Origin of the sequence: Ningiella algicola (assembly GCF_028401415.2) — a bacterium.
In the GTDB taxonomy this organism is placed as follows: Bacteria; Pseudomonadota; Gammaproteobacteria; order Enterobacterales; family Alteromonadaceae; genus Glaciecola.
The window spans coordinates 2,119,024-2,139,802 of record NZ_CP171821.2 but is presented as its reverse complement, the minus strand read 5'-3'; the positions used below and the strand labels follow the sequence as shown (position 1 = coordinate 2,139,802).

The following is a 20,779-nucleotide window of genomic DNA, read 5'->3' as shown; positions in this document are numbered from 1 at the left end:
CATCAGGCAATGAAGCCCGCGTTAGACACTGAACAATTGCTCAGTATCTGCGTGGGTTTTTTTATGGTCGTTTCTGATAGTGCTCTGCACAAGGATTCACACTTAACGGTTCTAACAAGAGCCGAGTTAGATAGGAAAAAAAGATGATATATCAAAGCACAAACGTAAATCAATCCAAATTCGGCGCAAAGGCTCTGTTAGCAGCATGTTTGTGCTTAGGGCTAAGTTCATTTTCTCAGGCTCAAGAAGCGATTTATCCAGAAAAGGAAGAGCTTAAGTTTGGGTTTATCAAACTGACCGACATGGCACCGCTTGCCATTGCCTATGAAAAAGGTTATTTCGAGGATGAAGGCTTGTATGTCACTTTAGAAGCGCAAGCAAATTGGAAAGTGCTATTAGATAGAGTAATAGACGGTCAGTTAGATGGCGCGCACATGCTTGCGGGGCAGCCGCTTGGCGCAACCATCGGCTACGGCACAGAAGCACACATCATTACCGCCTTTAGCATGGACTTAAATGGTAACGGCATTACCGTATCAAATGATGTTTGGGCAAAAATGAAGCCCAATATCCCCCATGAGAATGGACTTCCAGTGCACCCGATAAGCGCTTCAACCCTTCAGCCGGTCATTGATGAGCTTGCAAGTGAAGGTAAGTCTTTCAAAATGGGCATGGTGTTTCCCGTTTCTACGCACAATTATGAACTGCGCTATTGGTTAGCCGCAGGTGGCATTCATCCAGGCTACTATGCGCCAGAAAAAGGCGATACAAGCGGTCAAATCGATGCGCAAGCTCTCCTTTCTGTGACGCCACCGCCGCAAATGCCAGCGACGATGGAAGCGGGCACCATTCACGGTTACTGCGTTGGCGAGCCATGGAATCAGCAGGCTGTGTTTAAAGGGATTGGTGTGCCGGTGATCACCGACTATCAAATTTGGAAAAACAACCCTGAGAAAGTCTTCGGCGTGAGCAATGAGTGGGCTAAAGAGAATCCAAACACGCACATTTTAATGGTTAAAGCGATGATCCGCGCTGCCATGTGGCTGGATGAGAACAACAATGCAAACCGCCCTGAAGCGGTCAAAATTTTGGCTAAACCCAACTATGTTGGCGCAGATGAAGAGGTTATCGCCAACAGCATGACTGGCACATTTGAATTTGAAAAAGGAGACAAGCGGGACATCCCCGATTTCAATACCTTCTTTAGACACAACGCAACTTATCCTTACTACAGCGATGCGATTTGGTATCTCACGCAAATGCGTCGATGGGGTCAAATTAGCGAGCAAAAACCTGACCAGTGGTATATGGATACCGCGAAGAAAGTATACAAACCTGATATCTATGCTCAGGCCGCAAAACTACTAATTGCTGAAGGCAAAGCAAAGGCAGAAGACTTCCCTGATTTTGTAAGCGAAAGTGGTTACAAGCCTGCTCAAGATGAGTTTATTGATGGCATTACCTTTGATGGCACACAACCTAATGCATATTTGGCGCAGTTCCCTATCGGTTTGCAAAGCGAAGTGTCTGCTGCAGCATCATCAACCAGTGCCAGTGAAGATACTGAGTTAGCTGTCGGCGGAAACTGAACACTGCGTTACCAATACTTAGATAACGATGGAAGATAAAACCATGCTGCAAAAAGTCATACCCCACGCGAGTTTTGCCAATCTGCATTCGGTGAATGTGCTGGCAAAAGTAAATGAAAGTCTTAAAGCGCTGATACTGCCCTTTGTTGGCCTCCTATTGTTTGTGGCTTTATGGGCAGGCGCAGCAAAGTCCATCGATACCTCTTTAGGCGAATTTCCTGGCCCGGCTGCGGTATGGGAACAAGCGGGTGTGCTTTTTGATGAGCATCAGGAGAAGCAACAAAAAGCGACGGCGTTTTACGAGCGTCAAGAGGCTAGAATTGCTAAGCGCATGGCAAGTGACCCGGACTATGTGCCTAAAATAAGACCTTTCACTGGTGCACCTTCGTTTTTTGATCAAATCCTAACGAGTTTGTTCACAGTAATGTTTGGTTTTTTAGTGGCCTCCATATTTGCCGTGCCAATTGGTATCATTAGCGGTTTGAGTAAATCCACTTATGCTGCCATTAACCCGCTGATTCAACTCTTCAAACCGGTTTCGCCGTTAGCTTGGTTGCCACTGGTGACGATGGTAGTGAGCGCAGTGTATGTCAGTTCAGATCCGATGTTTTCTAAATCCTTCATTACCTCGGCAGTGACCGTGTCGCTTTGCTGTATTTGGCCGACCCTGGTGAACACATCGGTGGGTGTTTCAAATATTGATAAAGACTTAATTAACGTGAGTCGAGTGCTCCGGCTCAACCCTATTAAGCACGTGACAAAAATTGTGCTGCCTTCGTCTATTCCAATGATATTCACCGGCTTGCGCTTAAGCTTAGGTATCGGCTGGATGGTGCTTATTGCCGCAGAGATGCTTGCGCAGAATCCTGGGCTTGGCAAATTTGTGTGGGATGAGTTTCAAAACGGCAGCTCTCAGTCGCTGGCTCGCATCATGGTAGCCGTGCTAACCATTGGCATTATCGGATTTATTCTTGATCGAATAATGCTGTTGTTACAAAAGAGCGTGAGCTGGGATAAGTCAGCAACGCTTCGCTAAATACTGATAAATAACAAACGGTGCACAAAATGACACAGACAAAACACCTAGAACTTAGCCAAGTAGGTATGGAATTTCCAACGCCAAAAGGTCCATTTATTGCGCTTGAAAATGTTAATTTGAACATCGCGCAGGGCGAGTTTATATCTTTGATAGGTCATTCAGGCTGCGGGAAGTCGACGGTTTTAAATATAGTGGCAGGGCTTTATCAAGCGTCATATGGCGGCGTTATTCTCGATAATAGTGAAGTAAACGAGCCTGGACCAGAGCGCGCGGTGGTTTTTCAAAATCACTCACTTCTGCCTTGGCTGTCGGTATATAAAAACGTAGAGCTTGCCGTCAAACAAACAAAGAACGGGCGCAACAAACATGAGATAAAAGAATGGGTAGAGCACAATTTAAATCTTGTGCAAATGACTCACGCTGCTTCAAAGTTACCTTCTGAAATTTCTGGCGGAATGAAACAACGGGTAGGAATTGCGAGGGCGCTCTCTATGGAACCTAAGGTTTTGCTGATGGATGAACCCTTTGGTGCACTAGACGCCCTCACCCGTGCACACTTACAAGACTCTGTGATGGAGATTCATGCAAAGTTAGGCAACACCGTCATTATGATTACCCACGACGTTGATGAGGCGGTTTTGTTGTCAGATAGGATTGTGATGATGACAAACGGGCCTAAAGCCACCATAGGCGAGATACTCAGCATCGATTTAGATAGACCTAGAGACAGAATTAAACTTGCCGATAACCCTTTATATAATCGTTATAGGCATGATGTGCTGAGATTTCTATACGAAAAGCAGCGCAAAATTGAACCGGTTCACAGTACTCAAATATCAAGCAAAAAGCAGGCAAAACCCAATGCGGCGTAGCTGCACAGCTTAACGCGCTTAAAGAGTTCGACAAATAAACTAGATCATTGCCTTTAAACCTCAGGGTTCAGCGATTTTACGCTTGAGTCGTAGGGCACGGGTTTGCTATGCCCAAAATCGCTCAGAAGCTATGCAGTGAATGAGCAAATACAAACATGAATTAACACTCAAACACAAAATAAAATGCAACAAAGGGAACACTCATGAAAAAAACACTCTATCAACGCTACACCAGCCTACTTTTTGTTAGCAGCATGTCTTTGCTTGCCAGCACCAGTGCGAACGCTAAAACGGTTTATGAAGCAGTTAGCAGCGGTGATGTGTATGCTGACTTTTATTTACGCTACGAGGGTGTTTCACAAGACAATGCCTTGCAGGACGCTGATGCATTGACGCTCAGAACGCGGCTGGGATATGTGTCTGACAGTCTAAATGGCTGGTCCTTTCAAGTAGAGTTAGAAGATAGCCGAATTGTGGGTGGACAGGGTGACTACAGTGTTCCCCCTACCGGATACAACACGGGTATATATTCGGTCATCGCTGACCCAGAAACCACAGAATTAGACCAAGGCTTTGTTCAATATAAAAACGATGGATTCACCTTTAAAGTAGGGCGACAAGTCATTGCGCTAGATGGACATAGGCATGTGGGGCATGTTGGTTGGCGACAAGATCGTCAGACCTTCGATGCGGCAACATTTATTTATAATCCAAATGACAAACTGAAAGCGTCGTATAGTTATCTTACGCAGCGCAACCGCATTTTTGCCGAAGAAAGAGATTTAGACAGCAAAGATCATTTGCTGAATATCTCCTATCAGTCTGGCATCGGTAAATTGGTTGCCTACTCATATTTATTAGAAGTAGACAATGAAACCGACAACGCCCTTGATACATTTGGCTTCAGTATAGATGGCAAAAAAGCTATGGACAGCTTGAGCTGGCTCTACTATTTTGAATACGCAAGTCAACGTTCTGAGCTTTCTGGCAATGAATTTGATGCAGATTTTATTGATGCAAAGCTTGGCCTTGCTTACCAAGGTGTGACAGTTAAGTTAAGTTATGAGTCTTTAGGCTCAGATGATGGTCAATACGGCTTTGCTTTCCCACTGTCTACTCTGCATAAATTCAATGGTTGGGCGGATTTGTTTTTAGCCACACCAGCTGAGGGCTTAGTGGATACCAATGTGACCGTATCGACTCAAGCATTAGGCGGTAAATGGCTTGCGCGATATCACACATATGAGGCTGATGAAGCGAGTGAGACAGTGGATGATCTGGGCTCTGAAATTAACCTTCAGTACACCACAAAAATTTTCAAAGATTATGGCTTGGGTATAAAATACGCAAACTACTCGGGCGATAGCAACCGTCCAGACACAGATAAGCTTTGGATATGGCTAACGACCAAATTTTAAACCACTCTCAACTGGCGCTGAACGCCACGATAGGTATTGTGCTTGCTGGTGGGCAATCATCACGAATGTCCACCGACAAGGCCTCCTTGAAGCTTAAAAAACAAAGCATGTTGGACATATCGACAACTTGCTTAAAAAAGGCGGGTGTAGATGAGGTATACGTTAGCTCATCTTTACATGGCGGTTTGCGTGACCTCTTTCCCAATTGTGGCCCAGCGGCCGCGCTTGTCTCAAGTATCAAGCAATTGAAACTTCCGGAAGAGACTGCCATTGTTGCTCTTCCAGTGGATATGCCGCTGGTTTCAAGTCAGCTTATTCACGACTTATTAGCCGCAAGTTTGTATGAAAAACGTACGGTGCACTACACGGACCACTCGCACATATCAGAGTATATTTTTCCGTGTGTATGTAGAGTAAACAATCGTCTTATCTCCAAGCTTTCATCAACGATTGCCTCTGGAGGCAATCTGTCAATGCACGCGCTTTTAGAGGCTCATGACGCTCTAAAAATCCCTTTGGATAAAAAATTTGAAAAGATGATGAACACCAACATCAATACACCGCAGCAATGGCAGGCGTTTTTAAAAACGCACGAGGCGTAACTCGAACACTCAAGAGCCACTTTTTGGTGAAATGGATAGTATTCTCAACACTCAGAATTTCTTTTAACTCATTTATTGATAGTCTCTGTGCTTGCATCACACATTCCTCAGCAAAAGGAAACAGATAAGCAGTAAGTTTATCAGTGAGTGGAAGTCATTTTGCTTTTAGGTGAACACGTATTCTCGAAATGCATTAAAAAGTGCTCAGCTTAGCGCCAGAAATAGCGTTCACTGTAAAGCAGTGAGTGTGTGAGTTTACGTTAAATCAAGACCAATATTTTCTTCGGTAGCATATGCAATTGCGTTAGTCAGAGCAAATTGTATTATTTGCTTGTATACTCGTTGGCAAAACGAAAAGCTATCCCGACAATATAGTCATGAAGTTCAAGAGCTGTTTTGGATTTTGGTCTTTTTGCAAGCCATCCTAGAGCCAAAAGTAACCTTGCCATTATCAAGTCATCTAATAGACTCAAGTCAATGTTAGGTTTCACCTCTTCATAACCCTTTATCCACTCGAATTTGAGCGAGTTAAAGTATGGTTGCTCTAGGTGAAATGCTATTGCAATCGCTAGTTCGTTTGCATACCAGCTATACCCAGCATCATCGAAGTCTATAACCGAAATCTCATTATTGTTGATAAGTATGTTTTCAGGCATTAGATCACCATGAATAAGCCCCCACTGCTCATGGTCACGACATGCTTTTGACAAAGAACGCTCTACTTTTTTAGCGGCATACTCGAATTTCGCCATCTTACTGTTGGCAATACTGGTTAGCTGCTGATAATTTCCCCAAACAGAGTATCTTCCAAACAATGTTGTCTCATCAAGATGTGGTCGTAAAAAATTTTTAGAGGGAGTCCAAGTTGCCAAGGTTTTATGAATCCTCGCACTTAAACTTCCAACTTGAGCAAATGATTTAACAATAGATTGCTCATTGGGTGAGGAGCCGTCTATCCACTCCAGGATGTCACAATGAAGCTCATAGTGCCCTTTAATGGAAGACGTATAAAAATGCGTGCCGTCAGAGTTGGTTAAAAACTTGGGGGTATTTATCCCACCACCATCTCGAAGATATGACGTTAGTTCAACTTCACTTTTGAGCTCTTGTAAAGATCGATACTCAGGTCTATGGACTCGTAAAGCGAATGTCTTTGTTTGACACCTTAATTCGAAGACAGCGTTTTCTCTGAATTTGATTAGTGTGATCTCGGCATCTTCAAAACCAAACGCCCGAGCAGTTTTTTCTGCACTAAGTATGGAATGTTGTAACAGCAATTCGTCGTTCATCTCAATCCTTTAAACGATATTTATCGATCAATAATGCGTGTGCTTCTGTTCTAATTCTGGATTTATTTTAAAAAATAAGAGATTGTACTATTTCAACCTATTCATTTTTAGACTATATTAAACGATAAATATCGATTAGTGAAGTTGTTATGGATAAAAGTGAAATATTGCGCAAAGCTAAAAAACATCTGTCAAGTGATCGAGTAATAACATTTGGCAAAGTCGGAATTGACCTAGTTCTTGGCAAAAGAGAAATGTATAAGATTGTTGATATCGATGGAAAGGAACTATGGGACTGTCATTTAAATGGTGGTACATATAGTTTTGGCCATAGAAATTCGCAACTGCTCCAAACTCTAAAAACTAGCTTGATGCAAGCAGACGTGGGCAACCATCATTTTCCTAGTGCACCAAGGGTTGATTTAGCGGAAATGCTAAGTGAGTACTGCCCGGGGACCATGATTTATTCAGTTTTTACTCCATCAGGAGCAGAGTCTGTAGATGTTGCCATTAAATCAGCCCGTTGGGCAACGCAAAAAAGAAAAGTAGTATCAATCGACAAAGCTTACCATGGCAGAACCGGTCTTTCTGGAGCCGCTGGTGATGATTCTTCGGCCAAATTTTTTCTAAGCGATTATCCTGACGAATTTCTAACGGTGCCATTTAATGATATATCGGCAATGGAATCTTTATTGCGGAATGGTGATATAGCCTGCGTGCTGATGGAAACAATTCCTGCGACTTATGGCTTTCCAACGCCTTCTCAAAACTACTTACAAAACGTCAAAGAGTTATGCATTCGATATGGTGCTGCATACATTGCCGACGAAGTGCAAACGGGATTAGGTAGAACTGGAACTCTATGGGGTGTTGAGCACTTTAATGTCGAACCTGACATCCTGATTACTGGCAAAGCGTTATCAGCGGGGCTTTACCCTATCTCAGCATGTGTCATGTCGGAAAAATATGGAGCGTGGCAAAAAACGAATGGCTGGGGATATGTTTCAACGTTTGGCGGGGCGGAGCCTGGCTGCGCAATAGGAATTGAAGTTTTGAAACTGGCGACCAGTTCGTTACCAAATGTGAATCTTCTTGCCAAGGTTTTTGCAACCAAATTTGAATCACTGGTGCAAAAGTTTGAAGTATTGAGGGATGTGAGGCAAACCGGAGTCGTTATTGGTATTGAATGCAAAGGCGAGGGAACTGCAGTTAAGTTGATGGCAGAATTGTATCAACAAGGCATATGGGCGATTTTTGCGGGTTTCGATACTTCCGTGTTGCAATTTAAACCTGGCCTTTTGCTCACGCTAGAAGATGTCAGCGACATCATGGGTAAATTCGAAAAAGCTCTGTACAGCCTTTCAAAATCTATTCAAGAGGTGAATTAATGAGTGAACATATTAGCAAGTTAAAGGCGCAGTTTTTGTCCTTTAAACGAGCATTTAACATAAATAGATTCCCAAGTGCTGACGAGCGCATTGCTCGATTAATGAAACTTAAAAAACTAATAATCAACAATCAAGAAGAGATTATATCGTCACTTTCCAGCGATTTTGGAAACAGAGCTGATGAGGATACAAGGATAGGCGATATCCTCACCACGGTAGCAACGATTAATTACTGTATTAAACATTTAAAAAAGTGGATGCGCCGCAGCAAAAGACACACTTCAGTTCTTTTTTTTCCGTCGACTGCTTATGTTGAGTATCAACCTAAAGGTGTGGTTGGAATAATTGTTCCTTGGAACTATCCATTATTTCTTGCGTTTGGGCCCTTAGCCAATTCTATGGCTGCCGGAAATTTAAATTTGATTAAAATGTCAGAGCATACTCCAATATTCGCTTCCACCATTCAACGTTTATTGAGAGAGTCTTTCCCTAGCGATGTCGTTGCGGTTATTGATAGCTTTGAAGGGTCTGGCTCGGAATTTAGTAAGTTGCCATTCGATCATATTTTGTTTACCGGTTCAACTCGGGTTGGTCGTCACGTAATGGAGGCCGCGTCCAGAAACTTGACACCCGTAACACTAGAGCTAGGAGGCAAGTCCCCTGCAATCATAGCGCCTGACATATCCATTGATACTGCGGTAGAAAGGTTCATTTTCGGTAAAATGATAAATTGCGGGCAAACATGTGTGGCTCCAGACTATATTTTTTGCCCGAAAGGCAAAAGCCAAGAGTTAATCGATGCTATCAAAACAAGAATATCTAAGATGTATCCAGATCTTGAGGCGAGTAAAGATTTTACCAGTATCATCAATCAAACAGAGTATGAACGTTTATCTTCCTTGCTGAATGATGCCGCATCAAAAGGCGCTCAGGTTATCAAAATTGAGAATGGGCAGAGTGGACTTGGATATAAGCTGCCGCTAACCATAGTATTAGACGTCAATGATGAAATGAGAGTAATGCAAGACGAGATCTTTGGACCAATTCTTCCGATCATCGAATACTCACATATCGACGAAGCCGTGAGTTATATCAATGCGCATCATCGTCCTTTGGCGCTCTATATTTACACCTTTGATGCTAACACCGAAAGCAACATTCTCTTGAACACTCTTTCCGGAGGTGTGTGTATAAACGATGCTGCTTTTCATGTCGCCATTGATGACCTTCCATTTGGAGGAATAGGCAATTCGGGTATGGGAAATTACCACGGCGAAGAAGGGTTTAAGACATTTTCGCATTCACGCTCAGTCTTCAAGCGAGGTAAAATATCGTTTTTAAAGTACCTATTTCCTCCGTACGGCGGCCGTCTTCAAAAAATGATCTTTAAAACTTTCATACAATAACAGGAGTTAATGTGGAAAACATATTCCCTGAAAAAAATCTCGTCGAATTTTTGAGTGATGCTTTTGCTAGATTTGAGAAAAAAATCGCATTTTCTAGCTTAGGAAAAACGCTTCGCTACGCTGAGCTTGATGAACAGTCACAAAAAGTTGCAACATGGTTGTTGCGCGAAACAACATTGGACCCTGGCGATAGAATCATCATTCAACTGCCCAACCTTATTGAATATCCAGTAGTAGTCTTTGCCGCGATAAGGGCTGGTCTTATTATTGTAAACACTAATCCTCTCTATACGCCAGCAGAGATGAAACATCAATTTCAAGACTCTGACGCTAAACTGATATTTGCTCATTCGTCACTTCGAGAAAAAGTTAAGCAAGTTCTGCCAGACACTTCAATATCAAATATAGTCTGGATTGGCGATACTGATGAAGCGCATAGCTCAATGAACTCTGATAGTTGCGCTGTTACTTCGCTACAGGCGATCATAGATAGTACTCCAAGCCTCAATGAACCACTCCATGTGGAAAGAGATAGTCATGATATTGCAGTGCTACAATACACAGGAGGCACTACTGGTGTATCAAAAGGAGCGTGTCTAACAGAACGCAATTTGTTGAGCAATTGCTTTCAAACTCGCGATAGACTAGAGGGAAGCTATAAAGGTAGTGATGAAGTTTTCATATGCCCACTTCCGCTTTACCACATATATGCATTCACAGTGAATATGCTTGTGATGTTTTCGATGGGTCATCATTCAGTATTGATTCCAAATCCGAGAGATATTGACTCTATGGTTGATCAGATTAGTAAAGTGAAAGTTACTGGCTTATCAGGGCTTAACACACTGTTCGTTGGCCTATGTAACAACGCTAAGTTCAAGAATCTAGACTTTTCAGGCTTAAAGTTGACCATTTCGGGGGGAACTGCGCTTACAAGTGCCGTAAACCAGTTATGGAGAGACACTACGGGATGTTCCATTTCAGAAGGTTATGGTTTGTCAGAAACATCACCTGTGCTCTGCTTAAATCAGCCTTCAGCACCGAAGGTAGGCACCGTTGGCCCGCCAGTTATCGGGACCGATGTTGTATTAATTGACAAAGATGGTAATCCGGCAAACGAGGGTGAAATTGTCGTGAAAGGTCCACAAGTAATGAGCGGTTACTGGCGAAGGCCATCGGCTACCAAGGAAGCGTTTACACAAAACGGATACTTTAAAACAGGAGATATAGCCCGCGCGTTAGGAGACGGATCTTATAAAATAATTGACCGACTCAAGGATATGATTATTGTTTCGGGTTTTAATGTTTATCCTAATGAGGTCGAGGACGTACTAACAAGTTTTGAAGGCGTATTAGAAGCCGCCGTGATCGGTATGCCCTGTGAAAAGAGCGGGGAGAAAGTCTGTGCTTTTGTTACAACAGGTAGTCAGGTAATAACGCAAGCCGCAATAATGGAGCACTGCAAAAAGTTTTTAACAGCATATAAAGTTCCCAAAGAACTCACTTTTTTGGATGAGTTACCAAAATCAACAGTGGGTAAGATATTACGCAGGAAGTTGCGATAAGGCATTAAATATAAGAATACATAATGTCCGCAATAAATGTCGTCGAGTCACTCAGTAAAGCGCTAGCAGTTCTATTTTTTAACAACGGTTACGACTGAAGCGCTCTGTGTACTTCACGTGTCGCACAAGATAAGGTCAGAAGCTTTTTCTGCAATGGCAATTGTAGCTGCATTAGTATTCCCACTGATCAGGTTTGGCATGATCGAAGCGTCAACCACTCGTAGGCATCTTATTCCATGAACCTTAAGCTCATGATCGACAACTGACAAAGTGTCAGTTCCCATTTTACAGGTTCCAGCGGTGTGATAGACGGTTCCAAGACGATCCTTAATTGATTGAAAAAGTTCTTCGTCACCAATAATTCGCCCTCCGGGGTGAAGTTCCTCTAGGCGGTATTCATCAAAAGCAGGTTGAGATAAGATCTCTCGTACTCGTTTAAATCCACTGACAAGCGTTCTTTTGTCCTGTCCAGCTGGGTCTGAAAAGAAATTTAAGTCGATTTCCGGCGCAATGGTTGGGTCTTTTGAAGTAATTCTTACTTCTCCTCTACTTTTAGGTCTTAGTACACAAACGTGACAAGAATATCCATGCTGTCTAAGTAACCCGAAATCCCGACCATTATCGTCGTAAAGAAGCGGAAGCATGTGTAACTGTATGTCCGGCCTCTCTGCATTTGCATCGCTCTTTATGAAGGCTCCAGCCTCGACAATTGAGTTTGCGAGTTTTCCATTTTTTCCGAAAAGGTATTTGGGAATATCAGGAGCCATTTTGAGAAGCCCATTGAGTGAGGCGGAGAATCCATCACGTTTTTTGCTTTTTACTAAAACACAGGCATCTACGTGTTCTTGGAGATTTTTTCCAACACCTGGTAAGTGATTAGTTACATTTATTTCAATACGTTTCAATTCAACTTCATCACCGATTCCTGATAACATTAAAATCTGTGGAGAGTGAATTGCGCCCGCGCTTAGAACAACTTCTTTGTTTGCGAGAAGGCATTCAGTTTTGCTTTTCGTAAATATTTCAACACCAATAGCGGTGTTGTTTTCTATTAGTACTTTTTTTACTTTACAGTTTACTTTTATTGTGAGGTTCGGCCTAGAATAGATGTCTGAAAGATATGCTCGTTTGGCGTCATTTCTTACGCCATCAGAAATCGTACATTGGTAATAGCCGAAACCTTCTTGTGACTTGCCATTGAAGTCTGTATTCATTTTATAGCCTGCTTCAACGCCGGCCGCTAAGAATGCATTTGAAATTGGATACTCGATCGTTCTATCGGAAACGCCCAGGCGTCCAAGTTTTCCATGCAATTTGCCCTCTTTGTTTTCATTTCTCTCTGATTTAATAAAGTAAGGAAGAAGCTCATCATAAGACCAACCGCGGTTACCCAATCTACTCCAATCATCATAGTCTTCAGCCTGCCCTCTGATATAGAGCATAGCGTTAATTGCAGAGCTTCCGCCCAATCCTTTACCTCTAGGGACAAAAAGCGGGGTATTTTTCCGTATATCAGCTTTTGCTTTAGCATTGAAACTATAGTTGAATTTTTTTAAGAACATAAACGCTGCAAATGCCCCTGGAGTGCTTACTAGAGGGGAGTTGTTTGTTCCGCCAGCTTCAAGCAAACAAACCTTGTTTTTTGGATTTTCGCTCAATCTGTTTGCTAAAACACACCCTGCTGAACCGCCGCCGACAATAATATAATCAAATTTCATTCCTTCACTCTTCATTTAAAAAACCAGCTATAAGTTGCTTTGTTCTTGCTGGAGCTTCCAGCATCGGCATATGACCAACGTCTTCAAGTAAAATAGAGCTAAACATTGGAATTTTCTTCCATGATTGCTCGCAAGACTTATCGACAATTTCATCTTGAACACCAAAAATAAAAAGTGTTCTCGCTTTAATATCCATTAGAGAATTATCTAGAAAATCTTTCTTATCGCTATAGTCGTTGTAGATGTGCTCAAGCTCTTTTCGACGTCGAATATAGTCACGAGAAAGGCCTGACCGGATGATATGAGGAAAAAAGGGTGGCGCGTACATTACCATTTTAAAAAATGATTCAAACTCTTGATGAGTGTTTATTAGGAAGGGATTCTTGCCAATCCCTAACATTCTATCCATTTTGCTTTGTTTGGGTGAGGAAGAGATTCCAACCGGATTAACTAAAATTAGGTGGTCTATGAGCTCCGGGTAATCAATAGCCATTCTTGATGCAATAAATCCCCCCATGGAATTGCCAGCGATGGAAACGCGTGAAATTCTCAACTTCATCATTGCCAAATACAGTGTTGACGCCTGCTCATGAGAGCTATATCGAGCATTTTTATCATAGCCACTGTTTCCGTGTCCGGGTAATTCGGGAATTATTACATTGAAGTCACTTTTCATTTTTGCTGCGCATCTAAACCAAACTGAAGCTGTGGCGCTAAATCCATGAATGAGAACTATCGAAGGGCGATTTGCCCGATATTCACCAAAATAAATACCAATTTTTTTTTCATTAATACTTAAGGCTTCGTATTTAAATCCGTAAATCCAAGCCTCTGCTTTGTTTGTGGCTTTGTACAAGCATTCTCCGATTAGTGAGTAATTGAATATGCATAGAGCTAATATTGTTAAAAATGCAAAAGTAAAGCAGAGCATACCAATTATTCCAATAAGTGATGCTTGCGCTGCAGCTTTTTGCACATTCGGCGAAAAGTAAAACTGAAGCCGGGAAACATCGCTATAACTTTGCCGCTTTTACCTTTATACCAGCTGTTACAACCTCCTTGCTGCCACACCGTTGAACTCATTTCGCTGTGAATCATTTTTGTGTATTGCTCTTCCGCTTCAGAGGTGACCTCAATACTTGATGCTTTTGACGCTTCGACTGTTTTGATCGCCTTTAGAATGTACTTCATTTGCGATTCGATAATAAAAATTGCAGATGTATGTCCGATCCCAGTATTGGGGCCAGTAACAATAAATAAATTCGGGAAGTTTGGTATGCTAGTCCCCAGATATGCTCTAGGATAATCAGCCCAGAACCGATGTAATTCTCTTTTTTCCTTTCCATAAATTGGGTAAGAAATTATGCCATCAGTAGCATCATAACCTGTCGAAAAGACAATAATGTCTACATCGAGCTCTTTCCCCGCGGCGCTTAGAATCGACGATTCTCTTATTTCCGCGATACCATCAGTTTTATCATGCAGTTCTACATTCTTTTGTGCAAGAGCAGGATAAAGGGTGCTCGAAACAATAATTCTCTTACACCCTATAGTGTAGTTAGGAAGCAGTTTCGCTCTCAAAACTGGATCTTCAATTTGATTTTCCAAATGTTGTTTGCTTACTTTTCCTACCCAAAGATTGAGTATTGTTTTTGAATACTTAAACCCAATTATTCTGCTTTCTAATGCCCAGTACGTAAGCCAACGAAACAGCCTCCCGATCAGCTTGTTTGCAAGAAGCCAGCGTTGCCATTTTTTGAAAACGGTGTCTTTACGCGGTATTACCCAATGAGGAGAACGCTGGAATACATGTAATTTTTTAACTTTACTCGCTATTGCTGGTATAACTTGCGCGGCGCTTGCTCCGCTTCCAACAATAGCGACATTTTTGTTTGACAAGTCCACGTCATGTTGCCAATCATTGGTATGAAAAGAGGCTCCTTTAAAAAGCTCAGCGCCTTTGAATTTTGGTATTACTGGCGTGCTAAGAGGGCCAGTAGAATTTATCACGTAATCGGCAGTTAGTTGCTGTCCATCATTGACGGTTACCGTCCAAAGCTTTTTATCGTCATCCCACTGCATTGAGGTAACATTTTGACCGGTACGCGTTTTCGCTTTGAGATTGTATTTTTTAAAAATATGATCGGTATAACGTCTCAGCTCATCACCGTGAGCAAACATTCTGCTCCAATCATAGGGTTCGAATGAAAATGAGTACAGTATTGATTGAACATCAACAGCAGCACCGGGATAACTATTTTGGGTCCAAGTCCCACCAACGAAATCACGCCTTTCCAATATGACGAAATCGGCTATGTGATTTTGTTTAAGGTTTATCGCAGCGCATTGTCCGCCAAATCCACTACCCACTATTACAACTTTATGATGTTTCTTTTCCACTTCTCTTAAAACTCCGATTATGCAAGTGCTGCGATGACACGTTCTGATATTGTGACTACTTCTGCCTCTGTTATGATCAAAGGGGGACGCAGCTCAACAGCATGTTTGCTATGAATCGCTGGAACTGTAAGAACACCGTATTCAGCGAGTCTTTTAACGCTCTCAAAATTTGATCTTCGCGTGTCTACTATTCCGATGCATAAACCGTTTATGTTTAGATGAAACGGATGACCCGATAATGCAAGTTGAAATTGCTTAGAACGCTCTTTCACATTATTCAATAGTGACTTGCTTGAAAGCAGTGTTGTTACGGTATTTGTCACTAAACTCCCAAGTTCACTGCCGCCAAAAGTAGTCGGGTGAGGGATGAAGGTACCTTGCGCAAGCCAGTCGTATAAAGCTCTTTTAAATAATGCGAAGCTGTTTGGGAAATATCCACCGCTTGGCCACTTTCCACTTACGAGAATGTCAGGAACGAAGCCAAGGGATTGATAATGCCAAAATGTGCCTGTTGCCCCACCTCCCGTTTGAACCTCATCCAAAATAATGAGCGCATTCACATCTTTGCAATGTTGAGAGATCGCTTTCCAATACCCTGGCTTAGGCGGCGGGAATCCAAGCTGCGCAACGGTTGGCTCCGCTATTAGAGCTGCAGTTTCTTTATCAATAGCTTCCATTGCAGCATCAACATCATTGAACGGTACTCGGGTGCAATTAAAATTCTCTAGGCCATATCGTTTAATTTTTTCGTCATCACCCCCAGCAGCTAGCGTCATCACTGTATCGCCATGGTAACCACCGTCAAAACAAACGATTTTCTTTCGATTTGTATAACCAAACGCCGTTTTGATAGCACACTCATTAGCTTCCGCACCGGTAGTGGTAAAAACTACTCCTGGAAGCTTGTTGTCAGTTGTTTCTGCTAAATTTTTAGCAGCTTTAGCGCGGTGCTCAGACAGTAAAAAAAAGTTTCCAAGTTCTAAGTTTTTCAAGCCATTCAGAAGAGTTTCTAGAACAACAGGGTGTCTATGGCCCAAATTGTATGTTGTTCCTAGCCTATGGCAGTCAAAGAACCATTTTTTAGAATAATGATCTTGAACTTTGATCCCTTTTCGATCACCCCAAACGATATTTAGCCCTAGTTGGTCTAAAAAACTGAGCTGAGTGCTACTTAAATGCTGCTTATGTAAATCTTGCAAGCTGTCAAACGGAAGTGTGATTGACTCCTTTATACCGGTCTGTTTTGTGACTTCTGCTGATACCGGTAATGCTAAAGAAAGTGCGCTTAGGCTCATGACTTTAAGAAAAGCCTTTCTAGACAAACCATCAGAGTTCAAGGGTGAGGAGGGGCTCGTCGGCTTTAAAGTATTGAGCCACTGGTTTAAGTGCCGATTTAATGCAGCAGGGTTTTCCAGCATTGGCCAATGGCCTAATCCTTCTAGCTCCTGCACCGAAGCATGATCATCGATATAGTTCAAAGAGTCGTAAACGTGGGATTTGTGAGAATACTCATCTTTATTTCCCCAAAGAATACAAGTCGGTACTTTCACTTTATCAATACTCGTTTTACGAGTGAGTAAGTACTTTCTGACGAACCATGTTATTGGATTTGCTAATTCCCATATCCTTATGTAAAGAGGGTTTTTATCACTTAGGAACTTTTCAACAACATATTGTTTGTCAGTATGTTGTTTCATAGCCCAGTTAAAAAATCGACCGTTTTTATGTTTGTAAATGGCGACCGCAAACGGGAGAGCGTTAAACAATAAAAACCAATTATTTAGCAAGCCTTTAATTGATGTGGAACGAAGTATGGCGGCAGAATGCCCAATCTGAACCGCTGAATATGATTCAACCAGTTTAGGGTGTTTACTCACAAAGTCCCAAGCAACCACCGCTCCATAATCATGCGCGACTAAATGGACTTTTTTAAGATGTAATTTAGAAAAAAGAACAATTAAATCTAAACCTAGGTTGACGATAGAGTAACGTTTAATATCAATAGGTTTTGCGCTACTTCCATGTCCTATCCAGTCTATACATATCACTCGGTAGTTATGCTCTAAAAAATACTCATATTGTTCTCGCCATATCGAACAATCGTCTGGCCAACCATGAAGAAACAAAACGCATTGCTGTCCGACTTTTGAGTCGTAACCAGAGTACATCTGATTATTTAAAGAAATCTCAAATCGGTCATTTTCATATTTTTTGAAAAATTCTGTAGGTGTTTGCATATCCCGAATTACCCTTAAAAGCTATAGGATGCTCTTACACCAAAGGTTCGAGGTTCACCAAGCAACAACTGGTTATATCCAAACGACGAGAAGTCAATGTTGTAAGCATTGTATTCCTTATCAAATAGATTATTGCTGAATATTGCCACGCTCCAGTTATCATCGCTTTTAAGCATAATGTTCGCGTTCACAACAGTATAACCAGGCTGAGAGTACAAAGGATTGTTGGAGGGATCGAAAAAGACTTCGCTCTTATAATTTATATCGCCACTGATGAGAATCTCGAGTCCGCCTTGTAGAGGTAGCGTATATTCAATATTTAGAGAAGTACTCAAATCAGGGCTAAGGGCAAGGCTATTCCCTGTGAAATCGCCATCAACAAGCGCTGAGGAGGAGCGAAATTCGTCGAAATTTGAATCGATTAAACCTATTGAAGCTAAAATCTCTAAGTTATCCATGGGCTTCCAAACGGTGTCCACTTCAAGCCCTTTAATAGTAGCGACTCCAGCGTTAGTTAAAACCGTAATTGGTAAGCCTGCGCCGGTGTTAACGAAGGTAAATACTTGAATGTCTTCATAGTCATAGTAAAACGCAGCGGCGTTAAATAGGAGATTTGCGTCGTAGAACTCCTTCTTAATTCCCAACTCATAGGCAAGTAGTTTTTCTTCATCAAATGGAAATACACCATCTTCATCGAGAACAAATCCTCCATTGAAACCACCGCTTTTAAAACCAGTTGAGACACTTCCATAAATAAGGTCTGAGTCTTCAGTAGTGTATTCAAATCCAACTTTAAAAGAGACATTTTCACTATCAGCAACCAAGTCCTTTTCATACAAGCCAGCGGTAAAAGTTGGTTCAATGAAGTCTACATCGGTATTGAAGTCACGATCTTCCTTTGTGTAACGCAAGCCTAGAACTAAATTTAGGTTATCATTGACATAGTAATCACCTTGCCCGAAAAGCGCGTAAGTGTCAGTGACCTGAAGATTATCAAACTGTGCAAAAAGTATTGGTGCACCTAATGTTTCACCAGATGGATCGAAACCTCCGGGGTATGCAATAGGATCCATAGACTCGGCAATTGGCCTGAAAACTCTAAAGGCATCAACAGTTTGAAGTTGTTCAAGGTCTTCGGTTAAGTAAAATAGTCCGACGACTCCATCGAAAAATTCACCTAAATAGCTCAAGCGAAGTTCTTGACTAAACGTGTCGCTTTCAATGCCAAAATCTACAGCTAATACTTGCAAAGGTGTAACGTCGGTATCTTCTTTCTTCAAGGAACTTGCTGTTTCATATGCAGAAATCGAGGTCAACGTAAAATCATCAAGGTCGTAGTCTAATTGCAATGAATAGGTCAACACATTTTTGTCAGTAAACCCCTTGCGGTTTGTGTTGACTCCAAACCGATTTGGTTCTCCTGTGTAGCCAAATAAGTCACCACATTCGCCTCCTTGTATTGGCACAAGATCGCAAGGCTCACCGCTTATGGGGTCCAGTAACCCCTGAAAAGTATATCCAGCTGCCGGATTTCTAACGTGAGCACCTTCCGCGGTGACTAATAAGGTAAGAGAGTCTGTCACGTCGGAAACTAAATGTGCTCTCCAACCAGTAAAATCGTGTCCGCCATATTCCTTGGGAAAAGAAAGGCTTTCATATGGGCCATCAGAATCTGCCTTTACTGCAGCGAAGCGGAACGCGGTATCGTCCGTCAGTGGTGTATTAACAGCTACGTCGAACCGAGTTGTGCCAAATCGAGCATACTCAGCAAGCGCATCAAGCTCGAATTCATCAGTGGGTTTATTCGATATTACTCGAATAGCACCGCCGGTGGCGTTTCTTCCAAATAGTGTTCCTTGTGGGCCCTTTACCACCTCTACTCTGTCTACATCAAACATAAAGAGATTTTGACCTACGAAACTACTCTTGTAAACTTCATCGCTATATATAGCGATAGGACCATTGTTATTGGTGTTAAAATCGCTCGTACCTATTCCTCTTAGAAATATTGCGGGCTGATTACCTTCCCCGTTGGGTAGCGCTATTTCTAAATTTGGTACAAAATTGCTTAGATCAGATACGTCCCTTACTCCATTTGTCTGAAGCCTTTCATCTGTTACCACCCCGATTGTCGCGCCCACTTCAGAAAGCGCCTCTTGTTTCTTTTGCGCAGTCACAGTAATAGTTTCAAACGATGATACTCTTTCTTGCAACTCATTCTTGCTTTCCTGAGATTCAGGAAGTTGTTGTGCAAATAGTGCTGGTGAAATAGCGACTAATATGGCTGCACTCAAACGTGAATAGGATTTCTGGTGGCCTAAATTGTATGTCATAATATTTCTCATTAGTTGATTGCAAGTGAAGCGAGCGATGTTGAGTTTATGTAACAACCGTAGATAAGTTAAAATTAAAGTTAATCGATATATATCGAATAGTCAACTGAAAAAATACGCTGCGTGATCTTACGCTCCGTCTAATATGATGAAATGGAGTTGAACCGTTGAGAACGACTGACAAAATAGATTTAAAGCCTAAAAAGCCCCAACGAAAGAACGGGCGTTTGAAATATGAGTTACTGACAGCCGCAACTGAAGAGCTAATAAAGCGATATGGAATTGAGTCCTTGTCTATCCAGCAAATCTCTAAGGAAGCGTCAGTACCAATGGCGTCGGTTTACCATTTTTTCCCAAGCCCAGTGGCAGCGATTATTGCAGTAGCGGAAAAGCACTTATCAGCAATGACTTATGAGCTCGAAAAGCCAATTGACTTTAACGAAGTTGATACGGTGCTAGATCTGATGTGTGTATTTATTCAGCGAACGGAAAACTATTATCAAAAAAATCCAATCGCGGTTGATTTAATGCTAGGTACGGGGCAGCACGGATATATTCGTCAGTTGGACATTGAGAATAACTTAACGATGACTAAAATAATGGCTAGCCAATTTTCGTTGAAATTCCACATTCCTTTAAGCGAAGAGTTGGAATATGCCATCAACAATTGTATCGCCATTTGCGATAGCATTTGGAGTCTTGCCGTTGCAGAATGTGGCCGCATCACACCCAAGTGCACAAAACATGCAATAATTGCTGTTTCTTCATATATGGAAAGAATAACTAACCGTTTATAATCAAAAATGCAACATGGCAACGGTCGGAATATATCAATTCACGTGCTTTAAGAGGCGCAAGGCGTAACCCGAACACGCAAGAGCCACTTTTTGGTGCAATTGATTGAAGCTTCGCACCGTAACTGC

At 42.0% G+C, this 20,779-nt stretch carries 15 protein-coding genes; 9 read left to right on the top strand and 6 right to left on the bottom strand.

What is annotated here, in order from left to right; all coding sequences use genetic code 11:
* Positions 1 to 143 precede the first annotated feature (143 nt).
* The 5 genes from PN836_RS09350 (at position 144) to mobA (ending at position 5,520) form a co-directional block, all read left to right on the top strand.
* Positions 144 to 1,589, top strand: a complete 1,446-nt coding sequence (locus PN836_RS09350; RefSeq protein WP_395345030.1) for a CmpA/NrtA family ABC transporter substrate-binding protein — start codon at positions 144 to 146, stop codon at positions 1,587 to 1,589.
* Positions 1,590 to 1,632: 43 nt separating this feature from the next.
* Positions 1,633 to 2,625: an ABC transporter permease gene (locus tag PN836_RS09345; RefSeq protein ID WP_395345028.1), complete on the top strand. Its 993-nt coding sequence runs from the start codon at positions 1,633 to 1,635 to the stop codon at positions 2,623 to 2,625.
* A 29-nt stretch (positions 2,626 to 2,654) separates the two neighbouring features.
* On the top strand, positions 2,655 to 3,500 hold the full coding sequence (locus tag PN836_RS09340; RefSeq protein WP_395345026.1) for an ABC transporter ATP-binding protein: 846 nt from the start codon (positions 2,655 to 2,657) through the stop codon (positions 3,498 to 3,500).
* A 203-nt stretch (positions 3,501 to 3,703) separates the two neighbouring features.
* Positions 3,704 to 4,918, top strand: coding sequence for an alginate export family protein (locus PN836_RS09335; protein ID WP_395345025.1), 1,215 nt, complete (start codon positions 3,704 to 3,706; stop codon positions 4,916 to 4,918).
* Positions 4,897 to 5,520 carry a molybdenum cofactor guanylyltransferase gene (gene mobA, locus PN836_RS09330; protein ID WP_395345023.1) on the top strand — a complete coding sequence of 208 codons (624 nt, stop codon included), beginning with the start codon at positions 4,897 to 4,899 and terminating at the stop codon, positions 5,518 to 5,520. Before PN836_RS09335 ends, mobA begins: the two co-directional genes overlap by 22 nt.
* A gap of 323 nt (positions 5,521 to 5,843) precedes the next feature.
* On the opposite strand, the gene PN836_RS09325 is transcribed toward mobA, so the two are convergent.
* Positions 5,844 to 6,809, bottom strand: coding sequence for a phosphotransferase enzyme family protein (locus PN836_RS09325; RefSeq protein WP_395345021.1), 966 nt, complete (start codon positions 6,807 to 6,809; stop codon positions 5,844 to 5,846).
* A 149-nt stretch (positions 6,810 to 6,958) separates the two neighbouring features.
* Here PN836_RS09325 and PN836_RS09320 point away from each other — a divergent pair, with 149 nt between their 5' ends.
* The 3 genes from PN836_RS09320 to PN836_RS09310 are packed head-to-tail and all read left to right on the top strand — an operon-like array spanning position 6,959 to position 11,168.
* Positions 6,959 to 8,197, top strand: coding sequence for an aspartate aminotransferase family protein (locus tag PN836_RS09320; RefSeq protein WP_395345019.1), 1,239 nt, complete (start codon positions 6,959 to 6,961; stop codon positions 8,195 to 8,197).
* Positions 8,197 to 9,603, top strand: coding sequence for a coniferyl aldehyde dehydrogenase (locus PN836_RS09315; protein ID WP_395345018.1), 1,407 nt, complete (start codon positions 8,197 to 8,199; stop codon positions 9,601 to 9,603). Before PN836_RS09320 ends, PN836_RS09315 begins: the two co-directional genes overlap by 1 nt.
* An 11-nt stretch (positions 9,604 to 9,614) precedes the next feature.
* On the top strand, positions 9,615 to 11,168 hold the full coding sequence (locus PN836_RS09310; protein ID WP_395345017.1) for an AMP-binding protein: 1,554 nt from the start codon (positions 9,615 to 9,617) through the stop codon (positions 11,166 to 11,168).
* A 113-nt stretch (positions 11,169 to 11,281) separates the two neighbouring features.
* On the opposite strand, the gene PN836_RS09305 is transcribed toward PN836_RS09310, so the two are convergent.
* From PN836_RS09305 to PN836_RS09285, 5 genes are all read right to left on the bottom strand, one after another.
* Entirely contained in the window at positions 11,282 to 12,886 is a 1,605-nt protein-coding gene (locus PN836_RS09305; RefSeq protein ID WP_395345015.1) for a GMC family oxidoreductase, read from the bottom strand.
* 4 nt (positions 12,887 to 12,890) lie between these two features.
* Complete coding sequence (locus tag PN836_RS09300; protein ID WP_415926396.1) at positions 12,891 to 13,742, bottom strand: alpha/beta fold hydrolase; 852 nt, start codon at positions 13,740 to 13,742, stop codon at positions 12,891 to 12,893.
* Positions 13,743 to 13,822: 80 nt separating this feature from the next.
* Positions 13,823 to 15,286 (bottom strand): flavin-containing monooxygenase, encoded by a 1,464-nt coding sequence (locus PN836_RS09295; protein ID WP_395345011.1) that lies wholly within the window; start codon positions 15,284 to 15,286, stop codon positions 13,823 to 13,825.
* A gap of 17 nt (positions 15,287 to 15,303) precedes the next feature.
* Positions 15,304 to 17,523, bottom strand: coding sequence for an aminotransferase class III-fold pyridoxal phosphate-dependent enzyme (locus PN836_RS09290; protein ID WP_395345009.1), 2,220 nt, complete (start codon positions 17,521 to 17,523; stop codon positions 15,304 to 15,306).
* Between the two features lie 14 nt (positions 17,524 to 17,537).
* The gene (locus tag PN836_RS09285; RefSeq protein ID WP_395345007.1) at positions 17,538 to 19,856 is read right to left on the bottom strand and encodes a TonB-dependent receptor; all 2,319 of its coding nucleotides are present in this window, start codon (positions 19,854 to 19,856) and stop codon (positions 17,538 to 17,540) included.
* A gap of 167 nt (positions 19,857 to 20,023) precedes the next feature.
* Here PN836_RS09285 and PN836_RS09280 point away from each other — a divergent pair, with 167 nt between their 5' ends.
* Positions 20,024 to 20,653, top strand: coding sequence for a TetR/AcrR family transcriptional regulator (locus PN836_RS09280; protein WP_395345005.1), 630 nt, complete (start codon positions 20,024 to 20,026; stop codon positions 20,651 to 20,653).
* Positions 20,654 to 20,779 lie beyond the last annotated feature (126 nt).

Coding starts and splice junctions, on each gene's coding strand:
- PN836_RS09350 (WP_395345030.1), top strand. CDS start 144: ATGATATATCAAAGCACAAACGTAAATCAATCCAAATTCGGCGCAAAG.
- PN836_RS09345 (WP_395345028.1), top strand. CDS start 1,633: ATGCTGCAAAAAGTCATACCCCACGCGAGTTTTGCCAATCTGCATTCG.
- PN836_RS09340 (WP_395345026.1), top strand. CDS start 2,655: ATGACACAGACAAAACACCTAGAACTTAGCCAAGTAGGTATGGAATTT.
- PN836_RS09335 (WP_395345025.1), top strand. CDS start 3,704: ATGAAAAAAACACTCTATCAACGCTACACCAGCCTACTTTTTGTTAGC.
- mobA (WP_395345023.1), top strand. CDS start 4,897: ATGGCTAACGACCAAATTTTAAACCACTCTCAACTGGCGCTGAACGCC.
- PN836_RS09325 (WP_395345021.1), bottom strand. CDS start 6,809: ATGAACGACGAATTGCTGTTACAACATTCCATACTTAGTGCAGAAAAA.
- PN836_RS09320 (WP_395345019.1), top strand. CDS start 6,959: ATGGATAAAAGTGAAATATTGCGCAAAGCTAAAAAACATCTGTCAAGT.
- PN836_RS09315 (WP_395345018.1), top strand. CDS start 8,197: ATGAGTGAACATATTAGCAAGTTAAAGGCGCAGTTTTTGTCCTTTAAA.
- PN836_RS09305 (WP_395345015.1), bottom strand. CDS start 12,886: ATGAAATTTGATTATATTATTGTCGGCGGCGGTTCAGCAGGGTGTGTT.
- PN836_RS09290 (WP_395345009.1), bottom strand. CDS start 17,523: ATGCAAACACCTACAGAATTTTTCAAAAAATATGAAAATGACCGATTT.
- PN836_RS09285 (WP_395345007.1), bottom strand. CDS start 19,856: ATGACATACAATTTAGGCCACCAGAAATCCTATTCACGTTTGAGTGCA.